Genomic DNA, 16,725 nt, shown 5'->3' with positions numbered 1-16,725 from the left:
ATGCCGCCGACGGCCGCGGGTCAGCTGGTGCGTGCCGTGATCGTCTCGGGGGTTGACCACGGCACCCACCTTCTGTCGCCGGCGCAGATCCGCCTGGAAGCAACGGCACACGGCAGCGTGCTGTCCCAGGTGCCCGCCCCTTCCGTCGTCAGACTCCTCCAACCGGGTGATCCGCCGGTCGTCCGCCTCGGCGCCCGGCCTACCCGGTGACGCCGAAGGTGACCCGGTAGTAGCAGGCGCCCTTGCACGGCATCGTCGCGCTGTCGTCGAAGGCGTACGAATAGGCGTACGGGGCGGCCTTCTTGAAGACCTGGGTGTAGTCGACGGGCCACTTGGCGGGGACGCAGTTCTCGCGGCCGGCCCACTCCTCGAGGCAGCAGTACGTGGGGCCGCCGAACGCCGCGCACGGCGGTTTGCAGCCCACGAGCTGGCCGTCCGAGACCGCCTGCATCTGGCGGGGACAGTCGACCTCGGTCGTGCAGACGCCCCGGTAGCAGCCGTCGGGGCTGACCGGGTCGGTGGTCGTGGTGTGGGAGATGTTGATGTACATGGGCAGGTTCGAGCCGTCGACCATGCTCACGTCGTAGAAGTCCATGCCGGCGTACGCGTCGAGGGAGAACTCACCCAGTGTGGTGGGCGGGTTGGGGCCGTCGCAGACGCTGGTGCAGTCACCGGTGGCGCAGGGTCCGGCCGCCGTGGAGGCGCAGCCCGTCCTTCCCCAGACGCGTCCGCCCCAGTCGTCGGCCACGGTCACCGACGTGCTCCGGCCGGGCTCCAGCCGGCGGCCCTCGGGATAGGCCGGGGTGTCGGTGGCGACCGCCCAGACCGTCTTGTCGGTGCGGTTGACCATGGTGATCAGGCGTTTCCCGGCCGGCGCCGTTGAGGGCGTACTCGTGGCTGTGCCGCCCGGTGCCGCCGTCCTGCCGCCTCCGGTCCGTGCGGACGCGCTCGGCCGGGCGGAGGGAGAGGCGCTGCGGCGGGGTGACGCCGACGGAGAGGCCGAGGCACTCGGGGTGCGCGACGGGGACGCGGTGGCCGTGGGCGGCGCGGCGGCGGCGTTCCGGTCCGCCGTGGGGGTGCCGTTCGTCCCTGACGGTGACCACACGCTGTACGCGATCAGGAGCGTCACGGCCGTGGCGAGGGCCGCCGCCCCGGCGTACCACCACCGGGCTCGCCGGGATCCCGCGGCATGTCGACTGCGTCCTCGTGCCATTCTTGTGCCTTCCTCGTGCTCCTCGGGTGCGTTCGCACGTATCGGTGACCGCGCCGGCGACAGCCCGCCAACACAAATCTCGAAATCTCCTGCCGAGAATTGTGTTGGCGGCGCCCGCCTCGGCCGGTCTCCGTTCATAGGGGGCGTCCGCACGGGCCGGAGCACGGGCCGGGGAGCCTGCCACAGCTGCACCCACACGCAGAGGAATGGACCCACATGCCGAAGATCCGCCGGAGTGAACCGGACACCGGGACGGTGACGGCGGCACGCGCCGGCGACCGACAGGCCCTGGATCATCTGGTGGCTCAATGCCTGCCGCTGGTCTACAACATCGTCGGCCGGGCCCTGAACGGTCACGCCGACGTCGACGACGTCGTACAGGAGACGCTGTTGCGCATGGTGCGAGGACTGCCGGAACTGCGGGATCCGTCCGCGTTCCGGTCCTGGCTGGTGGCCATCACGATCAGGCAGGTCCGGACCCGTGAACACGGCAGGGCGACGGCCCGTGACCGCAGTACGCGGCTGGAGGACGCCGAGACGATAGCCGACCCGGCCCTGGACTTCGCCGGGCTGACCATCCTGCGACTCGGGCTGACCGAGCAGCGCCGTGAGATCGCCGAGGCCACCCGCTGGCTCGACCCGGACGACCAGGAACTCCTGTCCCTGTGGTGGCTGAAGGAGACCGGCGAGCTGGAGCACACCGAACTGGCGTCCGCGCTCGGGGTGTCGACCGGTCACGCGGCCGTGCGGCTCGGGCGCATGAAGACCCAGATAGAGACCTCACGTCTGGTGGTCCGCGGCCTGGCAGCCGTGCCGCGGTGCACCGAACTGGAGGCGACCGCCTCGACCTGGGACAGCGTTCCTGGCCCGTTGTGGCGCAAGCGGTTCGCGCGTCACATCCGCGACTGCCCGGTCTGCACCGGCGTGGAACAGGGACTGCTCCCCATGGAACGGCTGCTGCACGGCCTGCCCCTGCTGGTGGTTCCGCCCAGCCTCGATCCGGCCCGTCTGCTCGCCGCCGTCACCGGGGACGGGACCGCGTCTCCCGACCTCGGCCCAAGCGATCCCGGTAGTCCCCACGATCCCAACGGCCCGTCGGATCACGGGCATGCGGAAGATTCCGCTCACGGGCATGCGGAAGGTTCCGCGCGTGCCCGTCGCGGCGGTCACCGGCGGCCGGGGCGCCGGAGCGGTCGTACGGGATCGGCGCGTACCGTCCCCAAGCCGGTCCTCGGCGGTGCGGCGGTGGCTCTGCTGGCGGTGTCCGTACTGGTGGGGGCCCGTCTGACACCGGATTCCACGGCCCCGGCCTCGAACAGGGCGCTGCCCGCGGTCAGTTCCGCGCCGGCACTCACCCCGTCCCCGAGCCCCTCCCCCTCGGTGGCCATGTCCGCCTTCCCCACCAAGTCCCCGACGCCCAAGGCGAAACCGACTCCCAAGCCGACTCGGACCGCCGTGGCCGCGGCCCCGGTGGAGATCGCCTCCTCCGCCAAGAAGGGCGTGGGCGTGTGGTCCTTCGACGGAGTGAGCCAGGCGCTCGCCGCGTCCGGGGCGAGCTGGTACTACACCTGGGCGACCCAGCATTCGGGGGTGACGACACCCGGGTCGGCGACCTTCGTCCCCATGATCTGGGGAGCGTCCTCCGTCACTGACGCCGCCCTCGCCGAGGCGCGGGCGCAGGGCCCTTACCTCCTCGGGTTCAACGAACCCGACTTCGCCGAACAGTCGAACATGTCGGTCGAGCAGGCACTTGGACTGTGGCCGCGGCTCATGGAGGCCGGGAAGATCCTGGGCAGCCCGGCGGTGGCGACGGGAGCGGACGTCAGCGGGGGCTGGCTGGACCGTTTCATGTCCGGCGCCGCCGACAAGGGCTACCGCGTGGACTTCATCACCCTCCACTGGTACGGCGGGGACTTCCGCACGCCGCAGGCCGTGCAGCAGTTGACGTCCTACATCGAGGCCGTCCACCAGCGTTACGACAAGCCGATCTGGCTCACCGAGTACGCCTTGATCGACTTCTCCAACGGCACCCGCTTCCCCTCCCCCGCCGAGCAGGCCGCGTTCGTCACGGCGTCGACGAAGGCGCTCGACTCCCTTCCCTACCTTCAGCGTTACGCCTGGTTCGGGCTCGGCTCCGACCCGTCGAAGCCGAACAGTGGCCTCTTCACGAACGGCACGACGACCACGGAAGCCGGCCGGGCGTTCCAGGCGGCGCGCTGACCCGAGGGGACGACCGAGTGAGAGTGCTCCGCGCTCCCCGAACAGGCCGGGTGGCGGGGCTGTTGAGCCCCGCCACCCGACCGTGCCGTACCTCGGCGCACAGGGTGCGCTACGGCAGCAGGTTGATCCTGAACGTGGACGTCGTGTTCCGTACGTCCACCGCGTTGTCGTTCAACTTCAGGTTGTGGAAGGTGACTTCACCGACGGCGGGCCCCTGGCCGGCCTCCGGCATCTCGTTGGCCCACAGGCCGAACCCGGACTTGGCGTCGTAGGCGTCGCCGCTCTTGCGCGCGCCGGAGATCGTCACGTCCGTGAGGATGGTGTCCTTGATCGGGAACTGGGGTTGTCCTCCCACGTAGTTGGTCTGGAACATGATGCCGCTGTACGTCGGATCGACGATGTCGACGTCGTTGACGCGGATTCCCTGGAAGACCTTCGACGCGGAGAACAGCCAGATGCCCGGGAAGGTCTGCCCTCCCCAGAAGTGGCCGCCCGAGCGGACGATCGAGATGTTCTCCAGGGTCGTCGGCGAGGTGCCGAAGCCGTTCATCGGGTAGCCGAAGTCCAGTGAACTGACCGTGATGCCGGAGTAGACGAGAGTGTCGGCGATGTGGATGTTGCGGAAGGTGTTGTCGTAGCCGCCGTAGACGGCGATGCCCGCCGCGCGCCACGTCAGGATCGTCGTGAGGTTCTCGAAGAGGTTGTTCTTCTCGTCGGCCCCGCCCGCGTCGATCGCGGAGAACAGCGCGAAGCTGTCGTCGCCGGTGGCCCGCGCCTCGTTGTTGACGATGTGGTTGTCCGTGCTGCCGTTGGTCATGTTGACGCCGTCGGCGAACATGTCACGGATCCGCGAGTTCTTGATGATGACGCTGTCGGTGTTGGCTCCCCAGTAGAGGCACACCATGTGTTCGTTCCAGATGTTGTCGATGGTGATGTCGGAGACGTTGGAGAAGTCGAACACCTTGCCCGGACCGTCGATGCGGGACGTGTAGTTGCCGAAGTACGCGAAGTTCGCGAACGACGACCCCTTGGCGGTGTTCTCGGCCCGGAAGCCGATGTCGGTGTTCTCCTGCGAGGACGGTGCGCGGAAGCGCGTGAACCAGGGCCCGGCGCCGACGACCTTGACGGCCTTGCCGTACACCTGGAACTTGCTGGACGTCTCGTAGTCACCGGCCGGCAGATAGACGCCGACAAGCTTGCCCGTGGTGTCCATGCGCACCTTGTCGAGCGCGTTCTGCACGTCCTGGTGGGAGAAGCCGGTCGGCACGGTGTACGTCGCCGGGTCCGGGTTGGCGATCGGCGACACCTGCTCCAGGCTCACGAAGTCGATCGCGTACGTGGAGGTGTTCGCGGCGTCCTTCTGGAGCCGGATCTTGCTGCCGGCCTGGACGGTCCGGCCGAGCATCAGGTTCGCCTCGTCGTAGACGTGCCGGGGCGCTCCCGCACTCGGTGAGTTGCCGGGACCGGCCTCCGCCCCGTACAGCCAGGCGTACTTGGACGTCAGGTCGATGGCCTTGAGGAACGTGCCGTCGACGTAGACGTTCAGGGTGGAGCTGGTGCCGCCGCCACCGGCCGAGTCGGGCAGGGAGAAGCGGGTCACCAGGGTGTTGGTGCTGGCCTTGGCGGTCCATTCCACGTAGTTGCCGGTGTTGTTGAGCGTGACGGCCTTGCGGCCGGAGGCCTCGCCCGCGATGTCGCCGACGGTGCGGTTGGGGCCGACGGTCTGGGCGCCGCCGCCGACGGTGCCGTCCTCGGCCTCGTAGTTGTCGAACGGCAGGTTGGCGCCGCGGCCGACGAACAGTGACTGGTTGCTGGTGTTGTTGGCGCGCTTGACCTCCAACTCGTTGGCGTCGGGGGCGATCACCGTCCGCACGGTGAACTTGCCCTTGCCCGCGGTCCAGGTGCCGAGGTTCACCGGGGCGGCGGTGGCGCCCGCCGCGATCGCGCCGCTGTGCGCGCCGGTGAGGGTCTTGACCGTCGCGCCGGTGGAGTCGAGCACGGCGAGCGTGATGCCGTGGCTCCCGGTCGCGGTGGCCACGGTGCCCTGGTTCTTCAGGGCGACGGAGAAGGTGACCGTGTCGCCCTCGGCGGGCGAACTCGGCGACCAGCTGACGGGCGAGGCCACCAGGTCGGAGCTGGAGACCGGCCTGACGACCAGCGCGGTGGGGCTGGTGTGGGAGTTGTTGGCCTCGTTCTGCTCGATGACCTTGTTGTCCGGGTCGGCGGTCGCGCCGACCTGGTAGGTACCGGCCTCGCGCGCGCCGATGTCGGCGGTGACCGTCGCCGAGGCGCCTGCGGCGAGCGCGCCCACCGCGGCCGTGCCCACCTTGGTGCTGCCCAGCAGGAACTGGACGTCGGTGGCACCCGACGCCTCCGTGCCCGCGTTGCGCACCGTCGCCGTCAGCTTCACCGCGTCGGACTCGACGGGGCTGGCCGGTGCCGAGGTGATGCCGGTGATCTGGAGGTCCGGGTTCGGGGCCGGGGTGCCCAGTACCTGGAACTCGGCGACCTGTCCGGCGGGCGCACCCGAGTTGGCGGTGACCGCCAGTTGGACGTCCGCGACCCGGCCCGTGAGGGGGATCCGCACGGTGTTGCCGCTCGCCGGGTCGAACGTGTAGTCCTTCGCGGCGACCAGGCTGGTGAACGCGGTGGCGTTCTGGGCCCGGCCCAGTACCTGGATCCGCTGGGTACGGCTGCCCCAGGCGGCGTCCGGACTCAGCTTGAGGACAACGGTGTTGACGTCGGCGTTCGCGCCGAGCTTCACGGTGAGGCTGTTCGGGTACGCGCCCGGCCCGCCCTCCCAGTACGTGCTGGTTCTGTCGTCGTTGGCGTTCTCCGCCACGAAGGTGAAGACGGAGGACGACGCCGTGATCGCCTTGCCGACGGCGAGGTTCGCGTCGTCGGTGGTGGAGCCGTTGCGGGTGACGGTGTTGCTGTTGGCGGACTGGTTGCCGGCCGCGTCCTTGGCCCGCACGTGGTAGGTCACCGTCGCCGACGTGGGCTGGGTGTCCGTGTACGTCGTGACGGTGCCGGCGACACTCTGGCGCAGAGTGCCGTTGGCGTAGACGTCGTAGCCGGTGACGCCGACGTTGTCGGTGGACGCCTGCCAGGTGAGCTTGACCTGGCCGCTGGTGGCCTCGGTGAAGGCCAGGTTGGCGGGTGCGGCCGGGGCCTGCGTGTCGCCCGACTCACCGGTGCGGGTCACGGTGTTGCTGTTGGCCGACTGGTTGCCGGCCGCGTCCTTGGCCCGCACGTAGTAGGCGACGGTCGCCGAGGCGGGCTGGGTGTCGGTGTACGTGGTGGCGGTGCCGGCAACCGAGGTGCGCAGCTCGCCGTTGGCGTAGATGTCGTAGCCGGTGACGCCGACGTTGTCGGTGGCGGCGCTCCAGTTCAGCCTGATCTGCCCGGTGACGGGCTGGGTGTAGGCGAGCTGGCTGGGCGCGGTGGGTGCCTGTGTGTCACCCGTGGTCGGCCCGTACACCTCCAACTCGGCGAGCTGTCCTGCTTGTTGGCCGGTGTTGGCGGTGACGAGGACCCTGACGTAGCGCGTGGTGGTGGCGTTGAAGCTCAGGGTCTGCGTCTGGTCGTTCGCCGCGTTGAAGGCGTACGCCTGCGAGGCGGAGAGGTCGCTGAAGGCCGAACCGGTCGCGCTGCCCTGGAGCTTGAGGGTCTGCGTCCGCGCGCCCCAGTTGACCGGCAGCCGCAGGATCACCCGGTCGACCCGTACGGACGAGCCCAGGTCGACCTGGACCCACTGCGGGAGGGCGTCGTTGGAGCTCTCCCAGTAGCTGGCCCGGTTGCCGTCACCGGCGTTGGCGGCGGCGTAGGTCTGGGTGTGGCTGCTCGCGGTGAACTGCTTGCCCGCGGCCAGGTTTCCGGAGGAGTCGGTCGCGCCGTGCACCTCCAGCTCGGAGAGCTGGGCGGCGGCCCAGCCGGTGTTCGCGGTGATGTTGACGCGCACGAAGCGGGTCTGGGTGGCCGGGAACGAGATGGTCACCGTGTTGCCCGCGCCCGGCGTGAAGGCGTACGACGCCGAGGACTTGATGGTGTCGAAGCTGGTGCCGTCGCCGCTGCCCTGCACGGAGAGGGTCTGGTTGCGGCTCTCCCAGGAGCCCGGGAGCTTGAGCACCACCTCGTCCACGCGGACCGTGGAGCCGAGGTCGGTCTGCGCCCACTGGGGGAAGGCCGATCCCGAACTCTCCCAGTAGGTGGCGGCGTTGCCGTCCGTGACGTTGGCCGCCCCGAGCCCGGAGTTCGAGCTGCTCGCGGCGGCGGCCCTGCCCGCGGCGAGGTTGGGTCCGCCGGCCGCCGTCGCGGCCGTGGTCAGCGCCGGAAGCCCTATCAGGGCGAGCGCGGTGGTCAGCAGAGCGGCCAGCAGTCGGCCTCTCCAGCGATGTCTGGTCATGGTTCCCCTGCCCTTGAGCGGTGTCGGCACCTGCGACGCGGAAGACTCACAACAGAGCGAGAATCGAGTTTTTGCGCTTAGTTATTGCAGATTTGCATGGTGATGTTGCTGAGTCCACAGTCTGTGCAGAGATAGTTGCTCGCCGAAGTTGAGAAGGGCACAGCAGAGCCGCGGCGGACGAGGTCTGCCGCGGCTGGGTGCCGGCGTTGGGCGGTGGGGCCGAGTTCGGTGGGCGGTGGTGCCGTCGAGTTCGGTGGAGGGAGGTGCTAGACCCCGGCCGGCCGCTCGTCGGGGGGTCCGCCGAGGCGGGTCCTCTCGAACTCGTGCTGGAGGCGGTCGCCCTCGATGTCGAGGTCGGGGATGTAGGTCGCGAACCACTTCGGGTGGTACCAGATCTTCGCGCCGACGATCGCCATCACGGCGGGCACCAGGGTGAGGCGGACCACGAACGCGTCGAGCAGCACGCCGACGGCGAAGCTGAACCCGATGGCCTTGACGGTCGGATCGTCGGTGAACATGAAGGCCACGAAGATGCTGAACATGATCAGCGCGGCGGCGGTCACGACGCGCGCGGACAGCCCCGTACCGCGTCGCACGGCCCTGACCGCCTCACCGTTCCTGGTGAAGTCCTCCTTGATGCGCGAGACGACGAACACCTCGTAGTCGCTGGAGAGTCCGAAGATGATCGCGAGCATCAGGAGTGGCAGGAAGCTGATCGTCTGGCTGGGCGTGATGCCGAACAGGTGCTGTCCCCAGCCCCATTGGAACATCGCGACCTGCGCGCCGAAGGCCGCGGCCACCGACAGCAGGAACCCGATGATGGACTTGATCGGCACCAGGATCGTGCGGAACGCCAGCGTCAGCAGCAGGAACGCCAGTCCGACCACGACGATCAGGAACACCGGCAGCGCCGAGGAGAGTTTCTCCGACACGTCGATGTTGGAGGCGGTGGTGCCGCCGACCAGGAGCGTGGCGCCGGTGTCACCCGCGATCGAGGTCCGGTCGTCGCGGATGCGCTTCACCAGGTCGGTGGTGGCGTCGTCGTTCGGGCCGGTGCTCGGGGTCACCCTGATGACGGCGACGCCGTTGTTCGCGGCCATCGGCGCGGCGGACACGACGCCGGGGATCTTGGCCAGCCTCCCGGTGATCGGGGCCGCCGCGGCTGCGTCGGGCACACCGTCGGCGACCACCAGGAGCGGGCCGTTGAAGCCGGCGCCGAAGTTGGCCGTGGTCAGGTCGTACGCCTTGCGCGCGGTGTCGCTCTTCGGCTTCGAGGATCCGCCGGGCAGGCCCAGGTCCATCTGGGTGGCGGGCAGCGCGAGCAGGACGAGGAACGCGGTCCCGCCGATCAGCAGCGGCACCCGTCCGCGTACGACGAACCGTGCCCAGCGGGCCCCGAAGGTGCGATCCGGCTCGTTCGCCGCGATCTGGGCGACGCTCTCGTGGTGGCCCGGGCGCAGCGGGGTGCTGATGAACCTCGCCACCTTGTTCCCGGCGAAGCCCAGCATGGCGGGCATCAGCGTCAGGGCGATGAGCAGGGCGACCAGTACGGCTCCGGCTGCGGCGAAGCCCATCACGGTCAGGAACGGGATGCCGACCACGGCGAGTCCGCACAGCGCGATCATCACGGTGAGCGCGGCGAAGACCACCGAACTGCCCGACGTGCCGGCGGCCAGGGCGACCGAGTCCTCGATGCTCATGCCGGTGAGCAGGTTGTTGCGGTGCCGGGCCAGGATGAACAGCCCGTAGTCGATACCGCAGGACAGTCCGAGCATCGTGGCGACAGTCGTCGAGGTCGAGGCGATGGTCATGACGGACGCCAGCGCGGAGACGCTCATCAGGGTGACGACGATCCCGATGATGGCGGTGAGGATCGGCAGCCCGGCGGCCACGAGGGCGCCGAAGGTGATCGTCAGGATCACGAAGGCGACGATCAGGCCGATGAGTTCGGGCAGTTCCGAGATCGCCTCGTTCCAGCCCGGGTAGACACTGCCGGAGTACTCGACGTCCACGCCCGCGTTCCGCGCGGGGACCACGGCGGCCTCGACCGCGTCCAGGGTCGATTCCTTCACGTCCGTCGGCTGCGCGGCGTACTGCACCGACCCGAGGGCGACATCGCCGTTCTCGGAGACCGACTTCGCGGCGAAGGGGTCGGTGACCAGGCCCACCTGGGGGACCTTCTTCAGCCGCTCGATCGAGGCCTCGACGCCCGCCTTGTACGAGGGGTCGGTGACCTTGGTGTCCCCGTGGGTCGCGAACACGATCTGCGTCTGGCCACCGCTCAGCGCCGGCAGCTTCTCCTTGAGCAGGTTGGTGGCTCGCTGCGACTCCGTGCCGGGCACCGTGAAGGTGTTGTCGGTCTTGCCTCCGCCGACGACCGAGAGGGTGATCGCGGTGCCGGCTGCCAGGATCCACAGGGCGAGGACGAGCCGGCGGCGCCGGAACGCCCAGCGGGCCAGCCGGTACAGGTAGACGGACACGCGTGCTCCCGGACGTAGGGGCCAGGCCCCTGCCCGCTCGGCGAAGGGCTCGGCCGACGCGCGCGGAGAGCCCCGCTGGTGGGCGGAGAGCCCGGTTCCGCGCTCTCTGCCACTGTCGGCTCGCGGTCGGGCCGCCGCGAGGAGGGGAGGCCATCCGGGGGAACACCGGGACACCACCGCGGTCTCCCGCTCCGCGATCACCTGGTCCCTCCGCCACCTGGTCACGCGGTCACCCGGTTCCTCCGCCACCCGGCCACGCGGTTTCCCGCTGGCCCGGCCACGCGGTCACCAGGTCGCCCGGTCACCGAGCCGCGGCGGCACCCCGGAGCCAGCCCCTCCGGCGGCCTCCGGCCGGGTGCCGACCGGCGCCGCCGGGGCGGATGGTCCGGACCAACTACCGCCGTGCGCAGGGCTGTTGGCCAGACACAGGCACAACTTCCGCTCCGCAGAAACCCCTTGCGGAACATCCCGACCAACTCGCCGGTAGAACAGGTGTGCTGCGCTAGTCTCGCCGTTACACGCGCCACGCTAGAGACCAGGATCCCCATGCCAGTCCCCCACCGCAGCCGGTCCGAGACGATGGCCTATGGGGCAGTGGGTATGGACCCGCCGCCCGTGATCCCGCTCCGGAAGAAGGATCCGACACAGGCGGGCCCCTACCGGCTGGAGTCGGTGCTCGGCAGCGGCGGCATGGGCCGGGTCTATCTGGGCCGGAAGACCTCCGGCAGGTCGGGCCTCGCGGCGGTCAAGGTGATCCGGCCCGAGTACGCCGAGGACCCGCTGTTCCGCAAGCGCTTCGAGCGTGAGATCGGCGCGCTGAACCGGGTCAAGGGAGCCCACATCGTGCGGCTGATGGGCAGCGGCTGCGACGAGGACCTGGTCTGGGTCGCCACCGAGTACATACCCGGGCCCACCCTCGCGGAGCTCGTCAGCGCACGCGGTCCGATCGACTCGGCGGCGGCCTGGCGGCTGCTGGCCGACGTGGGACGGGCGATCGAGGCCATCTGGCGCGAGGGGCTCGTGCACCGCGACCTCAAGCCGTCGAACGTGATCCTGGGGGCCGACGGCGCCCGCGTCATCGACTTCGGCGTCGTCCAGGCCGCGGACGCCACCACCATCACCGTCACGGGCCAGAACGTGGGAACCCCCGCCTACATGTCACCGGAGCAGGTCAGAGGCACGGGAGTGACCGCCGCCTCGGACGTCTTCTCGCTGGCCTCCACCCTGACCTTCGCCGTGGCGGGACAGGCGCCGTTCGGTGACGGCACGGGCGTCGACGTACTGCACCGGGTGGCCTTCGAACCGCCCCGTGAGGAAGCCCTCAACAAGGTGATGTCGGTCGACGCGGAGCTGGCCGCGTTCATCCGGACCTGTCTGGACAAGGATCCCGAACAGCGTCCCTTACCGGAGACCGTGTTCAGGACCGCGATCGGGCAGCAGCTTTCCGGGTCGGCCGACAGCCCGTCCCGCTCCACCCGGAAGTCCGCGACCGCCCCCGCGGAGGCCGCCGCCATCGCGCAGGCGCCACCCGCCGTCCCCGGCACGTCCGGCGGCCCTGTCGCCTCTCCCGCCAGGAGGCGCGGCGGGTTACTCGCCATGAGCGCCGTGGCCGTGGCGGCGGCCGTCATCGCCGGAGGCGTCACCCTGGCACTGCTGCCGGACAGTGAAGGCGACGTCCGGGCAGCGGCCGACATCGACCCCGGGACGTCCCCGGCCGTCATCGGAACGCCGGCCTCGTCACCCTCCGGCTCAGCCCCGACACCTGACTCCAAGCCGTCGCCCGCCGACCAGGCGGCCGAGAGGTCGTCGGCTCCGGTGCCCACCCGGGACGCCGGCGCACTGGACATACGGTCCGACGCGTGCCCCGCCGAGATCACGTCCGGCGCCGAAGGCGACTGCGTGCGCGCCCTGCAACTCCTCCTCACCGGCCATGGCCTGCGCGTCACGGCCGACGGGCGGTTCGACGCGCGGACTCTCGCCGCGGTGAGGGTCTTCCAGACCGCGGCCGGGACGACCGTCGACGGGAAGGTGGGGGCTCGGACCAAGACGCTGCTCTACGGCGAGCCCCGCGGCCCGGTCCGGCTCGGGAAGGTCACCGTGACCCTGAGCGTCGGCGCCAGGAAGGTCGCGAGATGTCTCGACGTCACCTCCGCCGGGGCGGAGGTCTGGGCGTGCAAGGGCACCGCCACTCAGCGATGGGCCCTCTACCGGGTGGCGGGGCAGAACTCCCAGTACATCGTGGTCAACCAGGGCGATCACCGCTGCCTGGACGCCGGCACCACCGGACAGGCCACCCAGGTCCAGGCCAGGAACTGCGACGGTCTGAGCGCCCAGAAGTGGCGGCTCGGCAGCTCCGGCTCGTCCGGCAGCACCCTGGTCAGCCTTCCGAAGGGCTTCTGCCTGGACGCCGAGGCCGCCACCTCCGGTCAGGACGGCCAGCGGGTCCAGGCCTGGGGATGCGCGGGCAGCGTCAACCAGGTGTGGAAGTGGTCCTGACACCCGCCCGCCCGTGAGGGGTGGGGCAGCGCGGTCAGCTGTCGTAGTCGACCGTCAGCGTCTCGGACACGGGAAACGACTGGCAGGTCAGCACGTAGCCGGCGTCCACCTCGGCGGGTTCCAGGGCGTAGTTGCGGCGCATGTCCACCTCTCCGTCCGTGATCCGGGCGCGGCAGGTACCGCAGACCCCTCCCTTGCACGCGAAGGGGAGGTCCGGGCGGACACGCGCTGCGGCGTCGAGGAGCGTGCTCCCGCGTGGCAGGCGCCCGGTGGTGGAGCGGCCGTCGAGGGTGATGGTGACGCGGCTGGCGGGCCCCTTCGGCGCGGTCTCCTCGTGGCGGGCGTACTCGATCGGTTCGTCGGCGAAGAAGAGTTCGCGGTGGACGCGGTCGAGGGGCACCTTGAGCCCGGCGAGGACCTCCTGGGCAGCGCGGACCATGCCGTGCGGGCCGCACAGCCACCAGTGGTCGGCGCCCGGCACGTCGACCAGTCCCTCGATGAGGGCGGCGAGGCGGTCGCCGTCGAGCCGGCCGGAGAGGAGTTCGGCCTCGCGGGGCTCGCGGGAGAGGACGTGCGCGACCTGAAAGCGGGTGCGGTACTCGTCCTTCAGGTCGGCCAGGTCGTCGGCGAACATCACGGTGTCGGTGCGGCGGTTGCCGTAGAAGAGCGTGACCCTGGAGCGGTCGTCCGACGCCAGTACGGACTCGGCGATGGACATCATGGGGGTGATCCCCGAGCCGGCCGCGACCAGCACATGGTGGCCGGGGACGGTGAGGTCGGGGGTGAAGGCTCCGGTGGGGGCCATGACCTCGATGGTGTCGCCGGCTCTCACCTCGTGGACCAGCCATGAGGAGAACAGTCCGCCGGCCACCTCCCGGACCCCGATACGGGGTGGTGATCCCGCCGGTGAGCAGATCGAGTAGGAGCGCCGCTCGTCCCGTCCGTCGATGTCACGGCGCAGGGTGAGGGACTGCCCGGGGCCGAAGGCGAACTCCTCCGCCAGGTCGCCGGGGATCTCGAAACCGACGGCGACGGCGTCCTCGCACAGACGCCGCACCGAGGCGACGCGCAGCGGATGGAAGGCTGGGCGGCGCCGGCGTGCTGTCGTCGCGGGGGCACCGGCGGTCGGTGCCATCAGCTCTGCCATCAGATCTCCTTGACGTACTCGAACGGCTCGCGGCAGCTGCGGCACCGCCACAACGCCTTGCAGGAGGTGGCCGCGAAGCGGGAGGTCTCCTCGGTGTCGACCGACGCGCAGCGCGGACAGGGGACGGTGCGCCGGATGGGCGACAGGTTCAGCGGCACGGGCCCCGGGGGCAGCACCGGTGCGGCCATGGGCGGCGCGATGCCGTGTTCCGCGAGCTTGCGGCGCCCCGCCGGAGTGATCCAGTCGGTCGTCCACGGGGGGTCGAGGACCGTACGGATGTCGACACGGTCGAAGCCGGCCGCCCGCAGCCGTGCGGCGACCCCCGCACGCATCTCGGCCATGGCCGGGCACCCCGAATAGGTCGGGGTGAGGCGGGCGACGACCGTGCCGTCGGCCGCGATCTCGACCCCGCGCAGCACACCGAGGTCCGCCAGGGTGAGCATGGGCAGCTCGGGGTCGGGCACCTGTTCGGCGATGTGCCGGGCGCGCCTGACGTCGGTCAGCACGGTCACCATGTCGCCTCCGGGTGGGCGCGGGCGACGCTCTGGAGCTCGGCGAGCAGCGGGGCGAGGTGCTCGGTGTGCCCGCCGAGCCGGCCGTCGCCGGGCAGCGGCTCGGTCCGCGGCATGGCGAGTCCCGCGGCGTCGAGGACCTGCCGGAGATCCGACAGCACCGCGTTCCGTACGTCGTGCGCGGCGAACAACTCGTCCCAGTAGGGAGCCAGCGCCTCCAGGGCCGTCCGCATGCGGGTGTGGGACTCCTCCGTGCCGTCCCCCAGCCGTACGGTCCACTCGGCGGCGTACTGCCGGTGGTAGGTCAGTTCCTTCACGCCCTTGGCGGCGATGGCCGCGAGGACGGGGTCGGGCGAGGAGGCCAGTTCGGCGAAGTGGGCGAGCCGCCAGCTGGAGAGTACGAGCAGCCGGGCGACGGAGACCGCGAAGTCGCCGTTGGGCAGCTCGGCCAGCCGCACGTTGCGGAAGTCGGCGGCGTCGCGGAAGTAGGCGTAGGCGTCCTCCGTGCGGCCGGTGCCGTCCACCTGGCCGCAGCGGGCGTACAGCAGCCGCGCCTGGCCCAGCAGGTCGAGCCCGATGTTCGCGAGCGCCACCTCCTCCTCCAGCTCGGGGGACCGGGTGACCCATTCGGCGAGCCGCTGGGCCAGGACCAGGGCGTCGTCGCCGAGCGCCGTGCAGCAGGCGGCCAGTTCGGCGGCGTCGACGCCCTCGGGCACGGCGGTGTCCACCCCGTGCAGCGGGTCCTCGAAGCCGGTGCCGAACGCCCAGCGGGCGTCACCGTCGTCGTGCCCCTCGGCCAGGGTCATGTACACGTGGTCGTCGCTCATCCCCAGCTCCTAGATGTGCGGGACATCGTCGGGGATGTCGTAGAAGGTCGGGTGGCGGTAGACCTTGTCGGCGCTGGGGGCGAAGAAGGGGTCCTTCTCGTCCCGGGTGGAGGCGGCGATGTGTTCCGAGCGCACGACCCAGATGCTGACGCCTTCGTTGCGCCGGGTGTAGAGGTCGCGTGCGTGCGTGAGGGCCATCCGGTCGTCCGCCGCGTGCAGGGAGCCGACGTGGACGTGGTTGAGGCCGCGCTTGCCGCGGATGAACACCTCGTACAGGGGCCAGTCGCGCGTCTCCGTCTCCGTGCCGCTCATACCGCCACCTCCGCGCGGGCGCGGGCGGCCTGCTTGGCGGCGTGCGCGGTGGCGGCCTCGCGCACCCACGCGCCCTCCTCGTGCGCCGTGCGGCGGCAGCTCATCCGCTGCTCGTTGCACGGGCCGTTGCCACTGATCACTTCTTTGAGCTCCGAGTAGTCGGGGGTGCCGAAGTCGTGGTGGCCGCGCTCCTCGTTCCAGCGCAGCTCCGGGTCGGGCAGCGTCACTCCGAGCTTCTCCGCCTGCGGCACGGTCATGTCGACGAAGCGACGGCGCAGTTCGTCGTTGCTGTGGCGCTTGATCTTCCAGGCCATCGACCGGGCGGAGTTGGGCGAGTCGTCGTCGGGCGGGCCGAACATCATCAGTGAGGGCCACCACCAGCGGTTCACCGAGTCCTGCACCATCTTCCGCTGGGCGTCGGTGCCGCGCATCATCGTCATCAGCAGTTCGTAGCCCTGCCGTTGGTGGAAGGACTCCTCCTTGCAGATCCGCACCATCGCGCGCGCGTAGGGCCCGTACGAACTGCGGCAGAGGGGGACCTGGTTGCAGATCGCCGCGCCGTCCACGAACCAGCCGATGACGCCGACATCGGCGAAGGTGGGCGTCGGGTAGTTGAAGATCGACGAGTACTTCTGGCGGCCCTCGATCAGCCGCTCCGTGAGGTCCGCCCGGTCGACTCCGAGGGTCTCGGCGGCGGAGTACAGGTACAGCCCGTGGCCGGCCTCGTCCTGGACCTTCGCGAACAGGATCGCCTTGCGGCGCAGCGACGGGGCCCTGGTGATCCACTCGCCCTCGGGCTGCATTCCGATGATCTCGGAGTGCGCGTGCTGGGCGATCTGCCGGATCAGCGTCTTGCGGTAGCCGTCCGGCATCCAGTCGCGCGGCTCGATCCGCTGGTCCCGTGCGATGGTCGCGTCGAACTGCGACTCCAGTGCCCGCTCGGCCTCGCCGCCGGACGCCTCGCCGCCGGATACCGCGGCGGCATGTGCTGCAGCCATCCCTACCACCTTCCCTACCGACCATTCGTTCGGTCAATCATACGGCGATCCCTACCCTGCCTGGCAAGCTCCGGAGCGCTATCAGTACCCATATCAGTTCCCGGGAAAGGGCTGC

The 16,725-nt window shown here is 70.4% G+C and carries 10 protein-coding genes; 2 read left to right on the top strand and 8 right to left on the bottom strand.

The genetic code is table 11. The annotated features are described in order from the left end of the window. Positions 1-199 precede the first annotated feature (199 nt). A complete protein-coding gene (locus tag ACIP79_RS11710) occupies positions 200-850 on the bottom strand; it encodes a thaumatin family protein (RefSeq protein ID WP_401222215.1) in 651 nt (216 codons plus the stop codon). Positions 851-1,429: 579 nt separating this feature from the next. Here ACIP79_RS11710 and ACIP79_RS11705 point away from each other — a divergent pair. Further along, positions 1,430-3,433, top strand: coding sequence for a sigma-70 family RNA polymerase sigma factor (locus ACIP79_RS11705; RefSeq protein ID WP_401222213.1), 2,004 nt, complete (start codon positions 1,430-1,432; stop codon positions 3,431-3,433). A 109-nt stretch (positions 3,434-3,542) separates the two neighbouring features. On the opposite strand, the gene ACIP79_RS11700 is transcribed toward ACIP79_RS11705, so the two are convergent. Beyond that, positions 3,543-7,838, bottom strand: a complete 4,296-nt coding sequence (locus ACIP79_RS11700) for a discoidin domain-containing protein (RefSeq protein ID WP_401222211.1) — start codon at positions 7,836-7,838, stop codon at positions 3,543-3,545. 266 nt (positions 7,839-8,104) lie between these two features. Then, positions 8,105-10,318 carry an MMPL family transporter gene (locus ACIP79_RS11695; protein ID WP_401222209.1) on the bottom strand — a complete coding sequence of 738 codons (2,214 nt, stop codon included), beginning with the start codon at positions 10,316-10,318 and terminating at the stop codon, positions 8,105-8,107. A gap of 600 nt (positions 10,319-10,918) precedes the next feature. Between ACIP79_RS11695 and ACIP79_RS11690 the strand changes: the two genes are divergently transcribed. Further along, positions 10,919-12,814, top strand: a complete 1,896-nt coding sequence (locus ACIP79_RS11690; protein WP_401222207.1) for a protein kinase — start codon at positions 10,919-10,921, stop codon at positions 12,812-12,814. Between the two features lie 34 nt (positions 12,815-12,848). Here ACIP79_RS11690 and paaE read toward each other — a convergent pair whose 3' ends face one another. From paaE to paaA, 5 genes are read right to left on the bottom strand one after another with little or no spacing between them, the layout of a single operon-like run. Next, positions 12,849-13,949, bottom strand: a complete 1,101-nt coding sequence (paaE, locus tag ACIP79_RS11685; protein ID WP_401222717.1) for a 1,2-phenylacetyl-CoA epoxidase subunit PaaE — start codon at positions 13,947-13,949, stop codon at positions 12,849-12,851. An 11-nt stretch (positions 13,950-13,960) separates the two neighbouring features. Beyond that, entirely contained in the window at positions 13,961-14,476 is a 516-nt protein-coding gene (paaD, locus tag ACIP79_RS11680) for a 1,2-phenylacetyl-CoA epoxidase subunit PaaD (protein ID WP_401222205.1), read from the bottom strand. Next, a complete protein-coding gene (gene paaC / locus ACIP79_RS11675) occupies positions 14,470-15,300 on the bottom strand; it encodes a 1,2-phenylacetyl-CoA epoxidase subunit PaaC (protein ID WP_401222203.1) in 831 nt (276 codons plus the stop codon). Before paaC ends, paaD begins: the two co-directional genes overlap by 7 nt. Before the next feature lie 9 nt (positions 15,301-15,309). Further along, a complete protein-coding gene (gene paaB / locus ACIP79_RS11670) occupies positions 15,310-15,612 on the bottom strand; it encodes a 1,2-phenylacetyl-CoA epoxidase subunit PaaB (RefSeq protein ID WP_383688404.1) in 303 nt (100 codons plus the stop codon). Further along, a complete protein-coding gene (paaA, locus tag ACIP79_RS11665) occupies positions 15,609-16,610 on the bottom strand; it encodes a 1,2-phenylacetyl-CoA epoxidase subunit PaaA (RefSeq protein WP_401222201.1) in 1,002 nt (333 codons plus the stop codon). Before paaA ends, paaB begins: the two co-directional genes overlap by 4 nt. Positions 16,611-16,725 lie beyond the last annotated feature (115 nt).

Origin of the sequence: Streptomyces sp. NPDC088747, assembly GCF_044751025.1 — a bacterium.
Lineage (GTDB): Bacteria > Actinomycetota > Actinomycetes > Streptomycetales > Streptomycetaceae > Streptomyces.
Note: the sequence above shows the minus strand (reverse complement) of the source record. Positions and strands in the feature narration are given on the sequence as shown.